The sequence below is a fragment of the Streptomyces sp. NRRL WC-3626 genome (genome assembly GCF_000718785.1).
Taxonomy (GTDB): Bacteria; Actinomycetota; Actinomycetes; order Streptomycetales; family Streptomycetaceae; genus Streptomyces; species Streptomyces edwardsiae.
In genome coordinates this window covers 110,901-132,533 of sequence record NZ_JOCA01000012.1, presented here as the reverse complement: position 1 = coordinate 132,533, position 21,633 = coordinate 110,901, and the positions used below count along the sequence as shown (strand labels likewise).

The following is a 21,633-nucleotide window of genomic DNA, read 5'->3' as shown; positions in this document are numbered from 1 at the left end:
CCTTTCCTGCACTACATAAGTTGTTGCAAACAGTGTGCAATAAGATCCCCGGTGATGTGCACCCGAACGGCTTCGCGCAGGCGGCCGCCCCGTAGAGTGCCTCCTCGACGCCCGCCCCGATCCCGAGGTACCGATACGTGACCGCCGCCCGATCCGCACCGACCGCCGCCGTGCTCGTCGTCGGGATCGGCGCCGACGGCTGGGACGGACTGCCAGACGCGGCACGACGGGCCCTGCTCGACGCGGAGGTCGTCGTCGGCGGTCCGCGTCAGCTCGGTCTGCTGCCGCCGGAGTGCGCCGCCGAGCGTGTGCCCTGGCCCTCCCCGCTGCGGCCGGCCGTCCCCGGCCTGCTCGCCGCGCACACGGATCGCCGTATCGCCGTCCTGGCCAGCGGCGACCCCATGTTCTACGGCATCGGACGCACCCTCACCGAGGTGCTCGGCCCCGGCATGGTGCGTGTTCTGCCGCATCCCTCGTCCGTCTCCCACGCCTGTGCCCGCCTCGGCTGGCCCGTGGAGGACGTCCAGGTCGTCACACTCGTCGGCCGCCCCGCCGCACGCCTCGCCGCGGCCCTGCACGAAGGGCGCCGCCTGCTCGTGCTCAGCGCGGACGCCGGCACGCCCGGCGAGATCGCCGCCCTGCTGCGGGACCGGGGCTTCGGCCCCAGCCGGATGCGGGTGCTGGAACAGCTCGGCGGAGTGAGGGAACGGACGACCGAGGCCGTCACCGCCGACGGCTGGCCGTCGCAGGTGCCGTGCGACCCCCTCAACATCGTCGCCGTCGAGTGCCACCGCGCCCCTGGTGCCTTGCGCCTGGGGGCGGTCCCCGGACTGCCCGACGAGGCCTTCGAACACGACGGGCAGCTCACCAAGCGGCACGTCCGCGCCGCCACCCTCGGCGCGCTCGCCCCGGCCCCCGGTGAGCTGCTGTGGGACATCGGCGGCGGTTCCGGCTCGATCGCCGTCGAGTGGATGCGCACCCACCCCTCCTGCCGGGCCGTCACCGTCGAACACGACCGCGTGCGCGCCGAGCGCATCGTCCGCAACGCCGACCGTCTCGGTGTGCCCGGTCTGCGCGTCGTCACCGGCGCCGCGCCCGGGGCCCTCACCGGGCTTCCCCGGCCGGACGCCGTGTTCATCGGCGGCGGGCTCACCGCGCCCGGACTGCTTCAGGCGTGCTGGGACGCGCTTCCCGCCGGCGGTCGGCTGGTCGCCAACACCGTGACGCTGGAGTCCGAGGCACTGCTGGCCGACGCCCGCAGACGCCACGGAGGCGAGCTGGTGCGCCTCGCGGTGGCGCACGCCGTGCCCGTGGGCGGCTTCACCGGGTGGCGACAGGCGATGCCGGTGACCCAGTGGGCCGTGGAGAAGACCGTCGACCCGTCCCCAGGAGCAGACATATGACCGTGTACTTCATCGGCGCCGGCCCCGGGGCCGCCGACCTGATCACGGTGCGGGGCGCCCGGACGCTCGCCGCCTGCCGGGTGTGCCTGTACGCGGGCAGCCTGGTCCCGCGCGAGCTGCTGGCCGAATGCCCGCCGGACGCACGGCTGATCGACACGGCGCAGCTCAACCTGGACGAGATCACCTCCGAGCTCGTCCGCGCGCACGAAGAGGGCCACGACGTGGCCCGACTGCACTCCGGCGACCCGTCCGTCTTCAGCGCGGTCGCGGAGCAGATGCGGCGTCTCGACGCGGCCGGGGTGCCGTACGAGGTCGTCCCCGGTGTACCCGCCTTCGCCGCGGCGGCCGCCTCCCTCAAGCGGGAGCTGACCGTGCCGACGGTCGGGCAGACCGTCATCCTCACCAGGGTCGCCAACCGGGCCACCGCCATGCCGGAGGGCGAGGATCTGGCCACCCTCGGCCGCAGCGGCGCGCTGATCGTGCTGCACCTGGCCGCCAAGTACGTGGACCGCGTGGTCGGGGAACTGCTGCCGCACTACGGCGCGGACTGCCCCGCGGCCGTCGTCGCCTACGCCTCCCGCCCGGACGAACTGATCATCCGCGGGACCCTCGACGAGATCGCCCAGAAGGTGAAGGAGGCCGGGGTGCTGCGCACGGCAGTGATCATGGTCGGCCGGACCCTGGGAGCGGAGGAGTTCCACGACAGCCACCTGTACTCGCCGGAGCGGGAGCGGCATGCCTGCTGAGGCTCCCGTGTGCGCCGAGGAGGCCGTCCCTGTTCTTCGGGTGCGCGACGCCGCGGTGGCCGTGCGCTGGTACGCGCGGCTCGGGTTCGCCCAGCGGTGGGAGCACCGTTTCGAACCGGGGCTCCCGGTGTTCACCGAGGTGGCCCGCGGCCGGGTCCGGCTGTACCTGTCGGAGCATGAGGGGGACGCGCGGCCGGACACCCTGGTGTACCTGAGGGTCGCCGACCTGGACGCGGTCGCCTCCGAGTTCGGTGTCCACCCCGAGGAGGCACCGTGGGGGCGGGAGCTCGAACTGCGTGACCCGGACGGAAACCGCCTCCGGGTGGGTCCGGTCACCGAGTAGCCGGACCGGGCGCCCGGGCGACGGTACTGCGGCCCACCACCGTTCCCGCGCGGTCGATGCAGATCACGTCGACCGCGACGGGCGCCCCGCGCAGCACGGACAGGGCCTCGTCACGGGCCGTCGTTGCGACCAGGTCGCCCAGCGGGACCCCGGCCGCCTGGCACAGCTGCAGTGCGGCGAGGCCGGTGTTGGCTTCCGCCACCTCGCCGGCCAGGGTCTCGTCCGCGCCGCCGCGCCGGGCGAGTGCGGCGAGGAAGCCCTTGTCGACCTGGGAACGGGCGGAGTGCAGGTCCAGGTGCCCAGCGGCGAGTTTGGACAGCTTGGCGAAGCCACCGCAGACGGTGAGCCGTTCCACCGGGTGACGGCGCACGTACTTCAGCACGGCGCCCGCGAAGTCGCCCATGTCCAGCAGGGCGTCCTCGGGCAGCGCGTACTCGGCGACGACCGTCTTCTCCGAGGTGGACCCGGTGCAGCCGGCCACGTGCGTACGGCCGGCGGCCCGTGCCACGTCCACCCCGCGCCGGATCGAGTCGATCCATGCCGAGCAGGAGTAGGGGACGACGATGCCGGTGGTGCCGAGGACCGAGAGGCCGCCGAGGATGCCGAGGCGGGGGTTCCAGGTGGACCGGGCGATCTCCTCACCGTGGTCGACGGAGAGGGTTATCTCGACGTCGCCGCTGTCGCCGTGCCGCTCGGCGACGGCGGCGACGTGGTCCCGCATCATCTGGCGGGGGACCGGGTTGACGGCCGGTTCGCCGACCGCGAGGGGCAGGCCGGGCCGGGTGACGGTGCCCACGCCGGGACCCGCCCGGAAGACGACACCGGAGCCCGCGGGCAGCCGCCGTACCGTGGCCCGGACCAGCGCGCCGTGGGTGACGTCCGGGTCGTCACCGGCGTCCTTCACGATCCCCGCCATCGCGTACGCGGCCGTCAGCTCCTCTGCCGCGAGCGCGAACGACGGCGTCTGCCCCTTGGGCAGCGTGATCGCCACGGGGTCGGGGAAGTCGCCGGTCAGCAGCGCGGTGTACGCGGCCGTCGTCGCCGCGGTCGCGCAGGCCCCGGTGGTCCAGCCGTGGCGCAGACCGGTGTGCTTGAGTTGGGCGCTGCGACCGCCCCTGGCCTCGCCGCTCATGCCTCACTTCCAGGAAGGGAAACGGATGAAGGAGCTGCCGTGCACGTGCTGATCCTCGGCGGCACCACCGAGGCCCGCCGTCTCGCCGAACGGCTGGCGGCCGAAGCGCTGCCGGGGCTGCGGGTGACGAACTCCCTGGCGGGACGGGTCTCCGCCCCCAGGACACCGCCCGGTGAGGTGCGTGTCGGCGGCTTCGGGGGAGCCGGGGGACTCGCGGCCTGGCTCCATGAGCACACGGTCGACCTGCTCATCGACGCCACTCACCCTTTCGCCGGCACGATCAGCTCGAACGCGGCTCAGGCCGCCGCCATCACCCATGTTCCCCTGCTGGCACTGCGCCGACCCGGATGGGTGCCGGTCGAGGGAGACGTCTGGCACGGGGCCGGCTCCCTGGCCGAAGCCGCCGGACTGCTGCCTTCCCTCGGGCGACGTTTCTTCCTGACCACGGGGCGGACGGGTCTGGCCGCCTTCGCCGGCCTGGACGATCTCTGGTTCCTCGTCCGGTCCGTGGACCCGCCCGAGGCACCGTGTCCGTCCCGCATGGAGGTGCTGCTGGAGCGCGGCCCGTTCACCCTCGACGGGGAGCGCGAGCTGCTGCGCCGGCACCGGATCGACGTCCTGGTCACCAAGGACAGCGGCGGCGCGGCCACCGCCCCGAAACTGACCGCCGCCCGTGAGGCCGGGCTGCCCGTGGTCGTGGTGCGCAGACCCGCGATGCCCGAAGGGGTGCCGGTGGTGACCGAGCCCGCTCGGGCGGCGCGGTGGGTGCGAGAGGCCCTCGCACGCCACCCGTCCGCGCGGCGGTGCGGTCCTCACGTCTCCGGATAGCGGCGGGGCGTCCAGACGACCTCTTCGCCGTCCCCACGCCGTACCGCCCGGGTCTGGGACGAGCCGACCAGCAGGATCGTGCGCATGTCGACCTCGGCCGGATCCAGTTCCGCCAGCCGTACCACCCGCACCCGCTCGTCCGCTCCGCCCACGTCGCGGGCGACCACCACCGGTGTGTCCGGGGCCCGGTGTTCGAGGAGCAGTTCGCGGGCCTTGCCCACCTGCCAGGTCCGGCTGCGCGATCCGGGGTTGTACAGGGCCAGCACCAGGTCCGCCGAGGCCGCCGCGCGCAGCCGCTCGGCGATGACCTCCCAGGGCTTGAGCCGGTCGGACAGGGAGATCGTGGCGTAGTCGTGGCCGAGCGGGGCGCCCGCGCGTGCGGCCGCCGCGTTGGCGGCGGTCACCCCCGGCAGGACCCGCACCGGCACGTCCGCGTACGCGTCCTGCGACGCGGCCTCCAGCACGGCGGTGGCCATCGCGAAGACGCCCGGGTCGCCGCCGGAGACGACGGCCACGCGCCGCCCCCGCCCGGCGAGTTGCAGGGCGAACTCGGCGCGCTCGGCCTCGACCCGGTTGTCGGAGCCGTGCCGGCGCTGGCCGGGGCGTACGGGCACCCGGTCGAGGTAGGTGGTGTAGCCGACCAGGTCGTCCGCCGCGGCGAGCGCGCCGCGTGTCTCGGGCGTCAGCCACAGCGGGCCGGCGGGACCCGTCCCCACGACGACGACCTCGCCCGCCGACTCCGGTGCGGGGGCAGCCGGTTCGGCGTCGGCCCGGCTCGGCAGCACCGCCACCGAGAAGTACGGCACCGACTCGGCGTCCACTTCCGCCAGTTCCGCGAGACGCTCCCCCGCCATGGTGGCGCGCTCCACGTACCGGGCGGCACCGAGCCGTCCGGAACCCTCCAGCGCCCGGCGCACCTTGGGGAAGGTGCGGCCCAGCTTCATCACGACCGCGGCATCGGTCGAGGCGAGCCGTGCGGTCAGCTCCTCCTCGGGCAGGGTGCCGGGCAGGATGGTGAGCACCTCCTCGCCCTCGGCGAGCGGAGTGCCCAGGCGGGCCGCGGCGGCGGAGACGGAGGTGACGCCGGGGATCACCTCGGTGTCGAAGCGGTCGGCGAGCCGCTTGTGCATGTGCATGTAGGAGCCGTAGAACAGCGGGTCGCCCTCCGCCAGGACCGCGACCGTGCGGCCGGCCTCCAGGTGGGCGGCCAGCCGGGCCGACGCCTCGGCGTAGAAGTCGTCGATGGCGCCCTGGTAGCCGCCGGGATGGTCGGTGGTCTCCGTGGTGACCGGGTAGACCAGCGCCTCCTCGATGTGGTCGTCCCGCAGGTGCTTCGCCGCGATGGAGCGGGCGATGGACCGGCCGTGCCGGGCGCTGTGGTACGCGATCACATCGGCCTCGGCGATGACCTCGACGGCCCGCACGGTCATCAGGGAGGGGTCGCCGGGCCCGAGCCCGACCCCGTACAGCTTGCCGCTCATTCTTCCTCGCTCGCGATTGCGTTGATCGCGGCGGCGGCGATGGCGCTGCCTCCGCGACGGCCCCGTACGACAAGGTGCTCCAGTCCCGAGGGATGGGCGGCCAGCGCGTCCTTGGACTCGGCGGCGCCGACGAAGCCGACGGGTACGCCGATGACGGCGGCCGGGCGGGGCCCCCCTTCCTCGATCATCTCCAGCAGGCGGAAGAGCGCGGTCGGCGCGTTGCCGACGGCGACCACGGCACCCTCCAGCCGGTCCCGCCACAGTTCCAGGGCGGCGGCGCTGCGCGTGGTGCCGAGCCTGGCCGCCAGCTCCGGGACGGCGGGGTCGGAGAGCGTGCACAGCACGTCGTTGTCCGCGGGCAGCCGCTTGCGGGTCACGCCGCTGGCCACCATCCGCACGTCGCAGAAGACGGGCGCGCCGGCGCGCAGTGCCTCGCGGGCACGCTCCACCACGGCGGGGGTGTACGCGAGGTCGCGTACGAGGTCGACCATGCCGCAGGCGTGGATCATCCGGACCGCGACCTGGCTGACGTCCGCGGGCAGCCCCGCGAGGTCCGCTTCCGCGCGGATGGTCGCGAAGGACTGGCGGTAGATGGCCGCGCCGTCCTTCTCGTAGTCGTAGGGGATCACGGTGCTGTTCTCGCTGCTCTCGGTCGTAGTGGTACGGCTCATGAGGTGATCGCCGCCAAGGCGGTGGCGAGGCGGGAGACATCGTCGAGGTCGGTGGTGCGGGGCGGTCCGTCCCCGTCCCCTCCCGTGAGGCGGTAGCCGCCTTCCGCGGTGGCGATCACGTCGACACGGTCGCCACGAGGGTGGCCGCAGCGCCGCTCGCAGCCGGACCAGTACAGGGGGAGGCGGGACCCGCTCGCGGCGGCGAGGGTGCGGGCGGCGTCGGCGCGTACGTCCGCGTGGGACTTGCCGCAGCCCGGCCGGCCGATGCACGCGCCGACGCCCGGCCAGGGGGAGGAAGGATCGGTGACGAGACCCGTGGCGGCCAGACGGGAGAGGGCCGCGTCCCGTTCGGACGCGGTCATGTCCGGGGCGGGGACGACGATGCCGCGCCAGGGAGTCAGACGCAGTTCACCGGGGGCGACCTCGGCCAGCTCCCGCCACTGGGAGGCGGTCAGACGCCCCAGCGGGGCGTGGACACAGAGCGCGGACCCGATGACGCCGGGAGGCGGTCCACCCGTGACCGTCGTGTCCTGCCGGGCCCGGACACAGCCGATCCCCGACTCGGTCAGACGGCGCCGTACGGCGGGTGCCAACTCTGCGGCCCGCGAACCCAGTTCGTCGATGCGCCACACCCGCTCGCCGCCGTGCCGCGCGAACTCCAGGAACACCTCGGCAGCCAGCAGTGCCACTCGCGGCGCGTCGTCCCCGGCGACCCGCAGTGACTCCCGCGCCGAGCCCAGGGATATGAGCGCACCGTCGTCGGCCGTGGCCCGCACGGTCACGTCGGCACCGAGCGAGGCCACGTCCCCGCGCCCGTCGTCGAGAGCGAACAGGAACCGTCCCGACAGTCCGCGCGACGCCGCGCTCGCGCACAGCGCCGCGTCCAGGGCGGTGAGCCAGGGCCGCACCTCTCGCGTCCCACGCCCGTCCAGCCCGGACAGCGGTGAGGCGACCACGTTGCGCACCCGCTCGTGCTCCGGCGAGGGGAGGAGGCCGGCCGCGTCCAGCAGCCCGGCCAGTTCCCCGCCGCACGCGTCGGGGAGCCCGCGCAACTGCACGTTGCCGCGCGAGGTCAGGTGAAGTTCGCCGTCGCCCAGCCGTCGGGCCACGTCCGCGAGGGCGTGCGCCTGACCGGTGGTCAGAACACCGCCGGGCACACGGACCCGGGCCAGGGCGCCGTCGTCGGCGGCGTGCAGCCGCAGCGTTCCCGGGCAGGCGTCACCGCGGTCCCGCGGGGCCGGTGTGGCCTGGGACGATGAGGGCGGGGGAGCTGTGGACACGGCGGCGAGCATACCGACCGTCACACCGGCTGTATGCCCTGCCCTCTTGCCCTGCCCCTTACTATGCTGCTCAGGTGGATCACCCGGTCCACCGCCGCCATGACGGCGACAGGGGAGGAAGCCCGGTGCGAACCCGGCGCGGTCCCGCCACTGTGAGTCCGGCCACTGTGAGGCCGGGCGAGCCAGGAACTCCCGCCGTCCTTCACCGCCCGGGGCGCGGACCCCGAGGAAGGCCAGACGCCGCATGCTGCCATCGTCCGGGGGTTCCCTCGCCTCCCCCCGCATCCTGCTCCTGTCGACGTCCGACACCGACCTGCTCAGTGCCCGCGCGGCCGGTGGCCCGGTGCCCTACCGCTTCGCCAACCCCTCCCGTCTCCCGCTGGACGACCTGCCCGCCCTCCTCGACGGCGTCGGCCTGGTCGTCGTCCGTCTCCTCGGCGGGCTGCGTGCCTGGGAGGAGGGCCTGGACCTGCTGCTCGCCGACGGCCGCCCGGTCGTCGTCCTCACCGGAGAACAGGCCCCCGACGCCCAGCTGATGGCCGCCTCCACCGTCCCCGTCGGTATCGCGGCCGAGGCACACGCCTACCTCGCCCACGGCGGACCGGCCAACCTGGAACAGCTCGCCCGTTTCCTGTCCGACACCGTCCTGCTCACCGGCCACGGCTTCGAGGCGCCCGCCCCCGCACCGGCCTGGGGTCCGCTGGAGCGCGAACCGGGCGGCGGCGACGGCCCGACGGTGGCCGTGCTCTACTACCGCGCCCACCACATGAGCGGCAACACCGCCTTCGTGCACGCCCTGTGCGACGCGGTGGAGGCCGCGGGCGGCCGCCCCCTGCCGCTGTACGTCGCCTCTCTGCGGGCGCCCGAGGCCGAACTGATCGAGGAACTGCGCGGCGCCGACGCCATCGTCACCACCGTCCTCGCGGCCGGCGGCACCAGGCCCGCCGAAGCCTCCGCCGGCGGCGACGACGAGTCCTGGGACGCGGGCGCGCTCACCGCCCTGGACGTGCCCATCCTCCAGGCCCTGTGCCTGACCGGCTCCCGCACCGCCTGGGAGGAGAACGACGAGGGCGTCTCCCCGCTCGACGCGGCCAGCCAGATCGCCGTACCCGAGTTCGACGGCCGCCTGATCACCGTCCCGTTCTCCTTCAAGGAGATCGACGCCGACGGACTCCCGGCCTACGTCGCCGACCCCGAGCGCGCCGCCCGCGTCGCCGGCATCGCCGTACGCCACGCCCGCCTGCGGCACATCCCGGCCGCCGACAAGCGCCTCGCGCTGGTCCTGTCCGCGTACCCGACCAAGCACTCCCGGATCGGCAACGCGGTCGGCCTCGACACCCCCGCCAGCGCCGTCGCCCTGCTGCGCCGGCTGCGCGAGGAGGGGTACGACTTCGGCACCGGCGGCGAGGTCCCGGGTCTCGTCTCCGGCGACGGCGACGAGCTGATCCGCGCGCTCATCGAGGCCGGCGGCCACGACCAGGACTGGCTGACGGAGGAGCAGCTCGCCCGCAATCCGGTGCGCGTACCGGCCGCCGACTACAAGCGCTGGTACGCGACCCTTCCGAAGGAGCTGCGCACCTCCGTCGAGGAGCACTGGGGCCCGCCCCCTGGCCAGATGTTCGTCGACCGCAGCCGCAATCCCGAGGGCGACATCGTCCTGGCCGCCCTGCGCCACGGCAACCTGCTGGTCCTCATCCAGCCCCCGCGCGGCTTCGGCGAGAACCCCATCGCCATCTACCATGACCCCGACCTGCCGCCTTCCCACCACTACCTCGCCGCCTACCGCTGGATCGCCGCCCGCGCCGAGGACGGCGGCTTCGGCGCGGACGCGATGATCCACCTGGGCAAGCACGGCAACCTGGAGTGGCTGCCCGGCAAGAACGCCGGCCTGTCCGCCGCCTGCGGCCCCGACGCGGCCCTCGGCGACCTGCCCCTGATCTACCCGTTCCTCGTCAACGACCCCGGTGAGGGCACCCAGGCCAAGCGCCGCGTCCACGCCACGCTCATCGACCACCTCGTCCCGCCGATGGCCCGCGCCGACTCCTACGGCGACATCGCCCGCCTGGAGCAACTCCTCGACGAGTACGCCCAGATCGCGGCCATGGACCCGGCCAAGCTTCCGGCGATCCGCGCCCAGATCTGGACCCTCATCCAGGCCGCCAAGCTCGACCACGATCTCGGCCTGGACGACCGCCCCGACGACGAGGGCTTCGACGACATGATCCTCCATGTCGACGGCTGGCTCTGCGAGGTCAAGGACGCCCAGATCCGCGACGGCCTGCACGTCCTCGGCAACCCGCCCACCGGCGCCGACCGCGTCAACCTCGTCCTCGCCATCCTGCGCGCCCGCCAGATCTGGGGCGGCGCCACCGCCCTGCCCGGCCTGCGCGAGGCCCTCGGCCTGGACGAGTCCGCCGCCACCCGGACCACGGCCGACGCGGCCGAGGAACAGGCCCGCGCCCTGGTCCAGGCGATGGAGGACGCCGACTGGGACCCGGCGGCCGTACCCACCGGACACGGCGAACAGGTCGCCGCGATCCTGGAGTTCGCCGCCCGCGAGGTCGTCCCGCGCCTCGCCGCCACCACCGCCGAGGTCGACCACGCCGTCCACGCCCTGAACGGCGGCTTCGTCCCCGCCGGACCCTCCGGCTCCCCACTGCGCGGCCTCGTCAACGTCCTGCCGACCGGCCGCAACTTCTACTCCGTCGACCCCAAGGCCGTCCCCTCCCGCCTCGCCTGGGAGACCGGTCAGGCCCTCGCGGACAGCCTCCTGGAGCGCTACCGCGCCGACAACGGTGACTGGCCCACCTCCGTCGGCCTCTCCCTGTGGGGCACGAGCGCCATGCGCACCGCCGGCGACGACGTCGCGGAGGCCCTCGCCCTCCTCGGTGTCCGACCCGTCTGGGACGAGGCCTCCCGCCGCGTCACGGGCCTCGAACCCATCCCGTACGAGGAACTGGGCCGCCCCCGCATCGACGTCACCCTGCGCATCTCGGGCTTCTTCCGCGACGCGTTCCCGCACACCATCGGACTGCTGGACGACGCGGTACGCCTGGCCGCCTCCCTGGAGGAGCCCGCCGAGGCCAACCGCGTCCGCGCCCACGTGCAGGCCGACCTCGCCGAACACGGCGACGAACGCCGGGCCACCACCCGCATCTTCGGCTCCCGCCCCGGCACCTACGGCGCCGGACTGCTCCAGCTCATCGACTCCCGCGACTGGCGCACCGACGCCGACCTCGCCGAGGTCTACACCGTCTGGGGCGGCTACGCCTACGGCCGCGAACTCGACGGCCGCCCGGCCCGCGACGAGATGGAGACGGCGTACAAGCGCATAGCGGTCGCCGCGAAGAACACCGACACCCGCGAGCACGACATCGCCGACTCCGACGACTACTTCCAGTACCACGGCGGCATGGTCGCCACCGTCCGCGCCCTGCGCGGCACCGCCCCCGAGGCGTACATCGGCGACTCCACCCGCCCCGAGACGGTCCGCACCCGCACACTGGTCGAGGAGACCTCCCGGGTCTTCCGCGCCCGCGTGGTCAACCCCAAGTGGATCGAGGCGATGCGCCGCCACGGCTACAAGGGCGCCTTCGAGCTGGCCGCCACCGTCGACTACCTCTTCGGCTACGACGCCACCACGGGCGTCATGGCCGACTGGATGTACGACAAGCTCACCGAGACCTATGTCCTGGACCCGGTCAACCGTCAGTTCCTCCAGGAGGCCAACCCCTGGGCGCTGCACGGCATCGCGGAACGCCTGCTGGAGGCGGAGTCGCGGGGCATGTGGGAGAAGCCGGATCCGTCGGTCCTGGACGCCCTCCGCCAGGCGTACCTGGAGACGGAGGGCGATCTGGAAGGCGAGGGCTGAGGACTTCTCAGGCGGCGCAGCCGGAGCACAGGCCGTAGACCAGCAGCGACCCCGACATTCCGGGGCGCAGCCCGGCCAGTTCCTCGATCCGGCTCACCGCGTCCACCAGAGCGGCGCTGTGCGACACCGGGCCTAGGACCAATGCCTGATCAGCAATCACCGCTGCTGCTGTTAGCGTGCAGTTGCACATCAGTGGCAATAACGTCGGAGGATGTTGGACATGGCGGTGTACACGCTCCCGGAGCTTCCGTACGACTACTCGGAGCTCGAGCCGGTCATCAACCCGCAGATCATCGAGCTGCACCACGACAAGCACCACGCGGCGTACGTCAAGGGAGCCAACGACACGCTGGAGCAGCTCGCCGAGGCGCGGGACAAGGAGCAGTGGGGCTCCATCAACGGTCTGGAGAAGAACCTGGCCTTTCACCTCTCCGGCCACATCCTGCACTCGATCTACTGGCACAACATGACCGGTGACGGTGGCGGCGAGCCCCTGGCCGCCGACGGTGTGGGCGACCTCGCCGACGCGATCGCCGAGTCGTTCGGCTCCTTCGCCGGTTTCAAGGCCCAGCTCACCAAGGCCGCCGCGACCACGCAGGGCTCGGGCTGGGGTGTCCTCGCCTACGAGCCGCTGAGCGGCCGGCTGATCGTGGAGCAGGTCTACGACCACCAGGGCAACGTCGGCCAGGGTTCGGTGCCGGTCCTGGTCTTCGACGCCTGGGAGCACGCCTTCTACCTGCAGTACAAGAACCAGAAGGTCGACTTCATCGAGGCCATGTGGGCGGTCGTCAACTGGCAGGACGTGGCCAAGCGCTACGAGGCCGCCAAGGCCCGCACCGACGTACTGCTGCTGAAGCCCTGAGCCTCTGAAGCGTCCTGCCTCGTGATCGTCTTCTCAACCTTCACCGGCAGGCGGAATGAGGGAAACCCCCGCGAGGACATGACTCGCGGGGGTTTCCTGTGCGCGCGCCCGCGAGGACGTCAGGGGCTTCAGACCGCGGTCCGCGCGGCATGGGCCACTGCGGAGGCGGCGCTGAACATCGGATCGTCGCCACCCCGCAAGGACTCTGGCTAGGGCCACACCAGGCAGTACGGCTGATGCCCCGCCTCATGCAGGCGGTGCGAGAAGTCCTGCCACTCGTGCAGCGATTGTGGGCGGAAGGGGGCTGACCTGGCGTTTCGCGAGATGATATGCGTTGACCTGGGAAAACTCCTTTCGGTAGTTCTCACGGGTCAACGCCGTTTCTCAGGCTCATGTGCCATGGATGTGCCCTGGCGGGATGGAGCGTTTGGCCATTACCGGTGCATTCGTCGGTGGTCAGTGCTGCGGGAGCCGCCACAGATGCGTTCCTGCCCGAGCTCGGTCCGCAGGAGTCTCGCGGACGAGGTGGTACAGGTTCTCGAAGTACTCCTGCCAGCGGTTCGGATCCGGCATGGCGTTCTGCGCCCGCTTCGCACGCTCGGCCTGCACCAGCGGTTGCAAGCTCTCCCAGACCGAGATCACCGACCCACCGAGGTATCCGGAGACGGGGTTGATGTCCACCACCCCGTGGGCGACCAGAGCCCCGAGATTGTCGTAGAACCAGGCCAGTTCACGGACTAGATGCCGATCACCCTCGGGTAGCCCAGCCAGTCCGGCTGACAGGTCATAGGCAGACAACTGTTCGTGCACGACCTGCCGTGCCTGTGCCAGCCGCACGCTTCGATGCTCGCGGAAGAGATCCACAAGTACGGGCAGCGTGTTGGCATGCTCGGTCAGCCGCAGTTGTCGAAACGAGACGGCTCCGGTCACTGCGAGCGCTACCAGCGACACCACGAGGGCTGCGATCTCCAACATGCCTCCGTTAACAGCTGTTGTATTCCCGGTCCTTATCCGTGTCGCAGTGAGGCCGATCGAAGAACGCGATGCAGCCTCTGGCGAGGGAGCCGTTGTGGATGCGGTGTGGTACTGGCTACTGGCGCAATCAGTCAGGCCGGACCGCGACGCCGTCGAGCGCGTGGCCCGGGGTGCACGGGTGCGTGCGGCTTGGGCTGCGTGGTATCCGCAGGGGCGTTCGGGAGAGACAGGGGGTCGACGGGGCCTGGCGGTTGGACATCGACTGTCTCCATGCCAGGCAGAAACGCGTGGTCCGGACCGGTGTGAGCGTGCTGGGCGCGCTCGGGTGCCGGGAGGATGCGGCGCCGGGTGAGTTCAGCGACGTCGATCAAGGGAGCGGCGACGATGCGGTTGAGGAGTTCTTCCTGATGAGGTTCCAAGGCAGTGAGATGCCTGAGTACGGCAAGGATCTCGACGAGTTCCCGGCTCCAATCGGGCTCCCAGCGCTCGGGGCGCTCCCGGTCGAGATCACTGCTTACTTTGCCGGTGGTGCGGTCGCTACGGTAAGCGAGCCAGCTGTCGAGTACGTTGCGCCCGCCCGTGGTGTAGTTGCGCATGCGTGGAGTGACACCGGTGAAGATGCCGCCCTCGATGACAAGGTGCTGGCGTTCGACGTCGTAGCTGATGGCCGACGGGAGCGTGTCGGGCGTGACTTCTTGGGCGTACATGATCTCGGGGTGCAGGCGCCGCCACCAGTTCGATTTGCCTGCCGGGCGGCCGTCGTCGGGGTTGATGCAGCGCGCGCCGAACGTTGAGGCCCATAAGACGTGGTGTCCCAGGCTGATGGCCTCGTGCCAGAGGCCACGATCGGCGGTTAGAGGGATACGTACGCCTAGGGAGTTGAGGTCGTCCGCGTAGAGCTCGGTGAAGGCGGGGTGGGCGGTGACGGCGGCGATATAGGCGAGCAAGTCCTCGGGAAGGACTTGCTGGAGGCCGTAGGAGTTGGCGAGGTGGGGTAACAGCCCTGGGGTGATGTTGGGGGTGCGGTCGGCATGCATGAGTGGCAGGACACGGCCGCCATTTCCCTTGAAGTAGTCGTTGTCAGGAATGAGGGCTGTGAATAGCAGTGCCGGGCCGGTCTGTAAGCGCTGGGTGTGCTGTTCGACTACGAAGATTTGTCCGTCGATGTCGGCCTGCCACAACTCAGGGCGGGAGCGGTCGATGACGCGGCCGTCAGGTATGAGCCATTGGCGGTCAAGGGCTCTGCGGGCGATGCGCATCGGAGTGGGGCAGGGGCCCTGTTCGACGCGCAGGAGGGTAGACGGGTGGGGATGACCTGGGATCTGGAGGGCTTCCTTGTCCAGGGTGCGGTCGTGGGTCTCTTTGAACAGTTCCTGTTTCGTGGCGGGATCGCGTTCTTGGACAAGGCGGTTCCAGCGTCGGCGCAGGACGGCTCTGGAGGGGCTGATGACCCAGTTTCGGTTGGGTTTGATGCCGGGCTTGCACCAGGGCATCAGTTCGGTGAGGGCAGGGAAGGTGTCCCACCCGCTTTGGGAGGCGGGTGTGAAAGGGACAGCCTCAACAGGCCGGGAAGTGCGCCAGCCGGGGCCGTCGATATGCAGGTTGTGCAGCTGCTCTTCTTTGCTCTGACGTGTGCCGTGAACGGCCGTGTAGTGGACGGGGGCCAGTGCGTCTTGTCGCTCGCCTTGTCGACGGACGAAAATGGCGACTGCTAACTCCTGCTGGACTCCGGGGAAGAAGCGGCTGTTGAGCGGGGGCCTCTTGGTCTCGGGCGTGAGGTCGATGACCCAGCCCTCGGTGCAGGTACGCCGCAGGTAGGAGCGCATGCCCTGGAATCCGGCGCCGCGGATGAATCCGCCGGTGCTGACGAAGCAGACGACCCCGTGGCGGTGATCGCCGTGCTGGTCGAAGACTTTGTGGGTGGCCCATCGCCAGAAGTAGGTGCACAGGCTCTTCAGTTTGTTTTCGTACACGCCTGCTGCACCGCGCAGCCGGAAGTCGTCCAGGGGCGGGGCACCGCGGCCCGGTGAGCCTTTCTCGATCCATCCGCCCTGACCTTCTGCCTGTTCGCGGTGGGGAGGGTTGCCGATGACGACGGTGATGCGCTCGTTGCGCTGGATGGTGCTGGCCGCCTCGGCGTCGTCACGTAAAGGCCCCCACAGGGCGCCGTGGCGATCGAAGAGTTCACTGGGCCGCCATGGATCGGCGAGAGTGTCGGCCAGGTGCAGGCGCATATCACGCAGCCGGACCCGGGCATTGAGGTGCCGCAGCATCTGCCCCACGCGCATCTGAGCGACGGCAAAGGCGCCCATCTGCTTTTCGAACCCGATCAACCGACTGGCGAGTTCTTGCACGGATTCGGCGCGGAAACCTTCGTTGCCGCCCTCTGACTGTTTGCGGGCGACGAGGTCGATGATGCCGGTCAGGAAGGTGCCGGTTCCCATCGATGGGTCGATGATGGACACACCGGGGTCGGCGAAGCCATCCGGGCAATCCAACGTGTTGGCCAGCACCTCGTCAACAAGGCGGATCATCTCCGTCACCAGCGGGGCAGGGGTGTAGTAGGTACCGGAGTCCTTGCGCAGGTCGGCGTCGTACTCCTGCAAGAAGTGCTCGTAGAGATGGATGTGGAAGCCGGGTTCGCCGGCGAGGGAACTTCTCCAGTCGATGGCGTCAATGACGCGGACGAGCATGTCCAGACTGTCGCGGAATTCTCCCTCGACCTGGTCGGTGAGGATCTGCAAGGCGCGGCCCATGACGGAGTGCTCAGCCCCGAGGCGTCGGCCCACCTCGTGCAGGCTCATACCGACCAATGCCTTGTCGTTGCTGCCAGGGCTGTCGGAACCGGCCAGCAGGAGAGCGAAGGTGACGGACTGTGCGTAGCGGTCAGCGAAGGTCGCCCGTTTGTCCCGGTCATCAGAGGTCGGGAAGAGGTCAACCTCAAGTGTGGAGGCCAGATCGGTGAACGGACGCTGGTGGCGTGGGAGGCTCGCTTCGGCATCGAGGCGGTCGTGAACCGCATCACGCAGAAGCGCGCACAGCGGGGCGACATGGGCGACCACTTCCCGCATCGACGTGAGCGGCTTGGGCTGCCAGCAGAAGAACGCGACGAGCATGGCCTCGAAGGCGGTCTCACTGGCGGTCGGCAACCGTAGGCGGGAGCCGGCGCTGCGCAGATCCCCCTCGAAGTGGATGGTGTCGCCGTAGTGCCGGCCGGAGCGGTACATGATCCATGTCTGACCGTTCGTGTAGATCAGGTTGGGCAGTTTCGCCATGCCTTCCCATTGACGGCGGTCACGCTGGTTCAGACCGCCGGGATGGATCACGCTCTTGTCGGGGCTCTTCAGCTCGACATAGCCGACGATGTTGCGCGGCAACTTTCCAATCCGCACCGCAAGGTCAGGGCGTATCCGATGCGCGGCGACGGCTACCTCAGCGTGTAGGACTGCTTGCAGCCCTAACACCCCTGCTGCGTCGACGAGAAGGGTTTCTACCGCTCGGCGGATCGCGGCCTCCTTCTGCCCGTGCAGCAACGCCTGCTTGCACGTCGCACCGAATTCGCTGACGATCCTCCGAAACCGGTCCTTGCGCTGCATCCTGCCCCCCAAGGCCAGCACAACCCGCATCTTCCTCAACTCACGGTAAACACAACATCACTCCTCGTCGAGAGTGCCGCCGAAGGTACCGAGTCGAGGGTCCGTTCAGCGGCAACGGCATCGGTGAAGGAAGCGCCTGGCATGTGGGGTAGTGGTGCTGCACGGCAGGAGAGTGGGGCCATGCCCAGACGAGAGTCTGCTCGCAGTGCGTCAGCTGCTGAGCTTTATCCGGATGGCCAGGGCGCCGAGGGCTTCCTTCTCGGGTGGGTAGATCTTGCGGATGTTGGTGAGCTGTTCGTCCCGGGGAGCGGTCGGGTTGACACTGGCCGGCCCTTCGCCGTCCAGCAGGGCCTCGAAGTCCGGATACTCAGTGACCCGCGTGACGTTGACCTCGCAGGTTTCGTCCGTGCCTTTGATGCGGAAGCGGATGCTGTCGCCGGCGGCGAGGTCGGCAAGGTGCGGGTACTTGACCCGTACCTCGATGGTCTTGGTGCCGGAGGCGACGAGGTCGAAGTACTGGCGGTACAGGTTGAGTTCGCGGACGCGGGCGGTGGTGTCGCTCATGGGGCAGCGATGCTCCTGGGTGCTGGTGCGGTGATCAGGCGGCCGATCTCGGCTGCGGAGTATGAGCGGAAGAAGTGTCGGGGGTCGGAGAGCAGGGTCTGGGCCGTAGCCAGCAGTTGATCGGCGTATTCAGTGACGGTGCCGGGCCATTGCCGGGTGTCGAGCATCCAGTTCGCGGCGCCTTCCGGCAAGGGCGCTCGGCCTTCGCGGATGAGGGACTTGGAGAGCTTCGCGCCGGTGTCGGTGACGACTTGCGGGCAGAACAGTCGGGCGGGGAGTTGGGCGCGAGTGAGGCCGACGGCCTGGAGTGCTTCGTCGACGAGGAGGGAGCCGAAGACCCAGTCGCCGCCCTTGACCATGACGTGCAGGGTGCCGTGTGGCGGTGTGCCGGTGAGGGCGAGCTCTTTGACGAGGTTGCGGTAGAGGGTGGCCAAGTCGAGGTAGGCGCCGGCGGTGGGCGTGATGGTGGTTCGGTAGGGGCCGTGGTGGAGGCAGACGGCGGCGACTGTGGCCTCTTCTCGGTCGGTGAGGTGGACCCGTGTGTGTTCCGCGTACTTCTCTGCCCAACCACAGCCTGGGTGGGGGCACGGGATGCGCAGGTGCGGGGTGCCGGTGGAGGGGGCCAGCCACCAGCGGGCGGCGTCGAGACGTGGCAGGAGGCGGAGCCAGGTGCGGCGGAAGTGCTCGCCGGCCTGCTGCTGGGTGTAGGTCTCGATGCGGTGGGGGATGCCCAGGCGCCGTGACAGTGCCATGAACAGGGGTTGGTAGAGGTCGGTGACGAGATCGAGTAGGGCCTTGGCGTCGAGGGCCTGGGCGTAGGCGCGTTGGTAGCGGTGGCCGCTTGCCGGGTCGGTGATCAGTTCGTACGGGGCGTTGTCGAGGGCGTGGAAGAGGACCTCGGTGGGGATGCCGAAGCGGTCGCGCAGGCGGGCGGCCATGGCGAAGGCCAGGGACTGCACGAGGGAGGTGCCGATGTGTGGGGCGCCGTTGATCTGAGTGCCCACGACCAGCACGATCCGCTGGGGTGGCGTGGCCAGGATGTGCGGGGTCAGGACGTCCTCGGCACGGAGAAGGGCGTTGGCGAGGATGGTGTTCGGTGAGACGAGGTGGGGCGTCACGGATGTCCCCTTGCGGTTGGGGCGGAGGGCAGTGAGGGCTTGGTGGGCCGGGACGGCGGGTGTCGGGCCCTAGAGGCCGGCATCGGAGCGCGCTACTTCCTTGGAAGCCGCGACGTATGGGTGTTGGAGCGCGGTGCGGAGGGCGTCCGCGTCGGTGAGGGTGTCGTCGTCGGGCAGCTCGCACCAGCCGCCGATCCAGTCGTCGAGCAGCTCCAAGCCTGGTGCGACGAGCCAGGAGTTGGTGGAGAGGTGCCGTACGGGTAGGTCGTCCCAACAGGCGGCGGTACCGGTCGGGATTGCGTAGTAGAGGCGCTCGTTGGGCCTGTCGTAGAGCACCGGGCCGACCGATGTCCCAATGCCGCGAAGGTAGGCCAGGGCCAGGAGGCCGGTCTCGGCGGAGATACGCACAACGTCCCAGCCGTCGCCGACCTTCAGCACACGCAGTCCAGGCACGTCGTTGACCATGGGGGCGCGGCGCAGCGCGTCACGGACGGACATCACGTGTCCCCTTGCGGCTGGAGGTGGGGCTCGCGCCGAGCGAAGAGGCGCATTCCGTGGTCGGCTTGAGGGAGCGCACCACGATCAGACGGGCGCCGCTTGCTGTTATCTGCCGCTTGCGTTCGGTGCCGAGGCTCTTGGGGCCGAGATGGCTGAGGGCCGGGATCATGGCGCCGTACGTATCAGGCAGTTCAAGAGCGTCCACGAGGCCGACGAAGGCGGGGGAGCGAATGGCCACCGTGGTGTCGCACTCGGTGAACACACCGCACAGGTTGAGCTCGTGCCAACGGCAGTACTCGCTGAGGCAGTCGACGAGAGCCGCGTGGCGAGCCAGGCCGCCGGCGATGTGGCGCACGTATCCGAAGACCTGAGGGAAGGCGACGGGGCGGCGTTCGGTGATGAGTTCGTCGTCCATGCCCCAAGCGTCGGCCGCCGTGAACGGCTCTGAAATGACCTGCTGTTGTACTTCCGTTGCACTTACCGTCCCACGCCGTCACCGAGAGTGCTTCTATACGTGACGGAGGGAGGTCAACCGTGGTCAGCGTGCAGCAATGGACGGGTCGGGAAGCGAGTGCCCTGCGTGCCGCGCTTCGCATGAGCACACGTGCCTTCGCCGAGCACCTAGGTGTCGCGCTGCGCACGGTCGCCAAATGGGAGAGCCTCGGCTCCGAGACGCAGCCACGGCCAGACACCCAGGCCATCCTCGACACCGCACTCGCACGAGCGGACTCCGCTGCCCAATCCCGGTTCGAAGCGGTACTGTTCCCTGAGCGCAAGAGCGCGCGGCCTGCGGATTACGAGACCTGGACCGAGGACATCGAGCGTGCGGTTGTCTGCGTCAGCCGCCAGGACTTCCCTTTCGCGGCCGCACTGCTGAACCGCTGGCTGGGCAGCCACGACCCGCATCGGCTGGACGACAAGGGGCTCTACCTCTACGGCCGCTCCCTCGTGCTCCTCGGCGACCTCCAACGTGACCAAGGCGCGATCCTCGGCCCGCTCTCCGCCCGCCACTCCTACATGACGGCCCGCGGCATGTTCACCGAACTCGACATCCCGCGTCGAGCAGCCCAGATCGATCTCTCCCTTGCCGTCGTCCAGGAGATGTCAGGCCAGCTGGAAGCCTCCGCCCGCCAGTACGAACTCCTTACCTCAGATGAGCGTTTGAGCTCGCGCGATCGAGCCCGGGCGCGGCTCTGGGTGGGTACGGCGCTGAGTAAGGAGGGCAGCAACGAATACGCCACCAACGTGATGACGGCCGCCACTTATGCCTTCGAGGACCTGGGCGAACCGGAGGACTGGTCGGTCGCGCACCAGAAGCTGGCCCTGGCCCACCGCGGTGCCGGCGACCTGAAGCAGGCCCTGCACTACATCGGCATCGCACGCACGACCGGCACCGTTGACTCCCCGATGCAGCGGGTGCGGTTGGACACCGCGTACGGGCACATCCTTCTGTCGGATGCGGCGACCCGGAATGATGGGCTGTCCGTCCTCGATCAGGCGGCACACGTGGCCCGGCAGTACGGGCTGAGCCACCAGCTGCGCAGCATCGAGGGCATCCGCAAGGACCAGCAGGGATGAGCCAGGGAGTGCCAGTGCCGGAGCACGAGCAGCGCCAGATCACCGACGAGCAGTTCCACGACGCGACGCTGATCTGGGACTACCACCAGATGGGCCACGAGCAGCGGCCCTGCTCGGTGGCGATCGGCCTGGGTAGCCACGACCTCGGGGTGGCCACCGCGGCCGCCGATCTGTACCGCGCCGGTCTCTTCTCAGTCGTGGTGTTCAGCGGCGGCAACAGCCCCACCACCCGGGCCCGTTTCCCGCGCGGCGAGGCGGTGCACTACCGCGAGCATGCGCTGAGCCTGGGTGTGCCGGACGCAGCGATCCTGGTCGAGCCGGAGGCAGCCAACACTGGTCAGAACATCACGTTCTCCCGCGAGCTGCTGGCCGAGGCCGACATCGCGGTGGAGTCGCTGCTGCTGATCTCCAAGCCGTACATGGAGCGCCGCTCGTACGCGACGTGCCGCAAGCTGTGGCCCGAGGCGGAGGTTGTCTGCGCCTCCGAGCCACTGGAGTTGGACGACTACATCAAGTCCATCGGCGACGAGAAGCTCGTCGTCGACATGCTCGTCGGCGACCTGCAACGGGTGATCGAGTACCCGAAGCTCGGCTTCGCCGTCGAGCAGGACGTACCGGGGGATGTGTATGACGCTTACGAGCGCCTTCTGCGCGACGGATTCGACAGCCGCCGCATCGGCACGTGAC

The 21,633-nt window shown here is 70.3% G+C and carries 18 protein-coding genes and 1 riboswitch; of the genes, 8 read left to right on the top strand and 10 right to left on the bottom strand.

Annotated elements, in window-relative coordinates:
* Nucleotides 1-137: 137 nt before the first annotated feature.
* The 3 genes from IF28_RS0120090 to IF28_RS0120080 are packed head-to-tail and all read left to right on the top strand — an operon-like array spanning nucleotide 138 to nucleotide 2,492.
* Nucleotides 138-1,403: a bifunctional cobalt-precorrin-7 (C(5))-methyltransferase/cobalt-precorrin-6B (C(15))-methyltransferase gene (locus tag IF28_RS0120090; RefSeq protein WP_030222141.1), complete on the top strand. Its 1,266-nt coding sequence runs from the start codon at nucleotides 138-140 to the stop codon at nucleotides 1,401-1,403.
* Nucleotides 1,400-2,149, top strand: a complete 750-nt coding sequence (gene cobM / locus IF28_RS0120085) for a precorrin-4 C(11)-methyltransferase (RefSeq protein ID WP_030222138.1) — start codon at nucleotides 1,400-1,402, stop codon at nucleotides 2,147-2,149. The genes IF28_RS0120090 and cobM overlap by 4 nt, the downstream gene beginning before the upstream one ends.
* Nucleotides 2,139-2,492 carry a glyoxalase superfamily protein gene (locus IF28_RS0120080; RefSeq protein WP_030222135.1) on the top strand — a complete coding sequence of 118 codons (354 nt, stop codon included), beginning with the start codon at nucleotides 2,139-2,141 and terminating at the stop codon, nucleotides 2,490-2,492. The genes cobM and IF28_RS0120080 overlap by 11 nt, the downstream gene beginning before the upstream one ends.
* Here the strand turns inward: IF28_RS0120080 and IF28_RS0120075 are convergent.
* The gene (locus IF28_RS0120075; protein WP_030222129.1) at nucleotides 2,482-3,624 is read right to left on the bottom strand and encodes a cobalt-precorrin-5B (C(1))-methyltransferase; all 1,143 of its coding nucleotides are present in this window, start codon (nucleotides 3,622-3,624) and stop codon (nucleotides 2,482-2,484) included. The genes IF28_RS0120080 and IF28_RS0120075 overlap by 11 nt on opposite strands.
* A 39-nt stretch (nucleotides 3,625-3,663) precedes the next feature.
* On the opposite strand from IF28_RS0120075, the gene IF28_RS0120070 reads away from it, so the two are divergent.
* On the top strand, nucleotides 3,664-4,452 hold the full coding sequence (locus tag IF28_RS0120070) for a cobalt-precorrin-6A reductase (RefSeq protein ID WP_051713799.1): 789 nt from the start codon (nucleotides 3,664-3,666) through the stop codon (nucleotides 4,450-4,452).
* Here IF28_RS0120070 and IF28_RS0120065 read toward each other — a convergent pair.
* Genes IF28_RS0120065 through cobG form a run of 3 tightly spaced genes read right to left on the bottom strand, consistent with a single transcriptional unit; the run spans nucleotide 4,437 to nucleotide 7,896 of the window.
* Nucleotides 4,437-5,933 carry a precorrin-2 C(20)-methyltransferase gene (locus IF28_RS0120065; RefSeq protein WP_030222122.1) on the bottom strand — a complete coding sequence of 499 codons (1,497 nt, stop codon included), beginning with the start codon at nucleotides 5,931-5,933 and terminating at the stop codon, nucleotides 4,437-4,439. The genes IF28_RS0120070 and IF28_RS0120065 overlap by 16 nt on opposite strands.
* Nucleotides 5,930-6,604: a precorrin-8X methylmutase gene (locus IF28_RS0120060; protein WP_051713798.1), complete on the bottom strand. Its 675-nt coding sequence runs from the start codon at nucleotides 6,602-6,604 to the stop codon at nucleotides 5,930-5,932. Before IF28_RS0120060 ends, IF28_RS0120065 begins: the two co-directional genes overlap by 4 nt.
* Entirely contained in the window at nucleotides 6,601-7,896 is a 1,296-nt protein-coding gene (gene cobG, locus IF28_RS0120055; RefSeq protein ID WP_030222117.1) for a precorrin-3B synthase, read from the bottom strand. The genes IF28_RS0120060 and cobG overlap by 4 nt, the downstream gene beginning before the upstream one ends.
* 102 nt (nucleotides 7,897-7,998) lie before the next feature.
* Nucleotides 7,999-8,076, top strand: a riboswitch (cobalamin riboswitch).
* A 52-nt stretch (nucleotides 8,077-8,128) separates the two neighbouring features.
* Between cobG and cobN the strand changes: the two genes are divergently transcribed.
* Nucleotides 8,129-11,755 carry a cobaltochelatase subunit CobN gene (gene cobN, locus IF28_RS0120050; RefSeq protein ID WP_051713797.1) on the top strand — a complete coding sequence of 1,209 codons (3,627 nt, stop codon included), beginning with the start codon at nucleotides 8,129-8,131 and terminating at the stop codon, nucleotides 11,753-11,755.
* A gap of 220 nt (nucleotides 11,756-11,975) precedes the next feature.
* Complete coding sequence (locus IF28_RS0120040) at nucleotides 11,976-12,617, top strand: superoxide dismutase (RefSeq protein ID WP_030222112.1); 642 nt, start codon at nucleotides 11,976-11,978, stop codon at nucleotides 12,615-12,617.
* Nucleotides 12,618-13,073: 456 nt separating this feature from the next.
* Here the strand turns inward: IF28_RS0120040 and IF28_RS0120035 are convergent, their stop codons facing one another.
* From IF28_RS0120035 to IF28_RS0120010, 6 genes are all read right to left on the bottom strand, one after another.
* On the bottom strand, nucleotides 13,074-13,592 hold the full coding sequence (locus IF28_RS0120035) for a DUF4760 domain-containing protein (RefSeq protein WP_030222109.1): 519 nt from the start codon (nucleotides 13,590-13,592) through the stop codon (nucleotides 13,074-13,076).
* Nucleotides 13,593-13,723: 131 nt separating this feature from the next.
* Nucleotides 13,724-17,188 (bottom strand): type ISP restriction/modification enzyme, encoded by a 3,465-nt coding sequence (locus IF28_RS0120030; protein WP_030222107.1) that lies wholly within the window; start codon nucleotides 17,186-17,188, stop codon nucleotides 13,724-13,726.
* A 210-nt stretch (nucleotides 17,189-17,398) separates the two neighbouring features.
* A complete protein-coding gene (locus tag IF28_RS0120025) occupies nucleotides 17,399-17,752 on the bottom strand; it encodes an ASCH domain-containing protein (RefSeq protein ID WP_030222104.1) in 354 nt (117 codons plus the stop codon).
* Nucleotides 17,749-18,870, bottom strand: a complete 1,122-nt coding sequence (locus tag IF28_RS0120020) for a hypothetical protein (protein ID WP_030222101.1) — start codon at nucleotides 18,868-18,870, stop codon at nucleotides 17,749-17,751. The genes IF28_RS0120025 and IF28_RS0120020 overlap by 4 nt, the downstream gene beginning before the upstream one ends.
* Before the next feature lie 69 nt (nucleotides 18,871-18,939).
* Nucleotides 18,940-19,368: a hypothetical protein gene (locus IF28_RS0120015; RefSeq protein WP_030222099.1), complete on the bottom strand. Its 429-nt coding sequence runs from the start codon at nucleotides 19,366-19,368 to the stop codon at nucleotides 18,940-18,942.
* A complete protein-coding gene (locus tag IF28_RS0120010; RefSeq protein WP_030222097.1) occupies nucleotides 19,355-19,783 on the bottom strand; it encodes a hypothetical protein in 429 nt (142 codons plus the stop codon). Before IF28_RS0120010 ends, IF28_RS0120015 begins: the two co-directional genes overlap by 14 nt.
* Nucleotides 19,784-19,902: 119 nt before the next feature.
* Between IF28_RS0120010 and IF28_RS0120005 the strand changes: the two genes are divergently transcribed.
* Nucleotides 19,903-20,946: a helix-turn-helix domain-containing protein gene (locus tag IF28_RS0120005; RefSeq protein ID WP_030222095.1), complete on the top strand. Its 1,044-nt coding sequence runs from the start codon at nucleotides 19,903-19,905 to the stop codon at nucleotides 20,944-20,946.
* Nucleotides 20,943-21,632, top strand: a complete 690-nt coding sequence (locus tag IF28_RS0120000) for a YdcF family protein (protein ID WP_030222094.1) — start codon at nucleotides 20,943-20,945, stop codon at nucleotides 21,630-21,632. The genes IF28_RS0120005 and IF28_RS0120000 overlap by 4 nt, the downstream gene beginning before the upstream one ends.
* The last annotated feature ends 1 nt before the right edge of the window (nucleotide 21,633 follow it).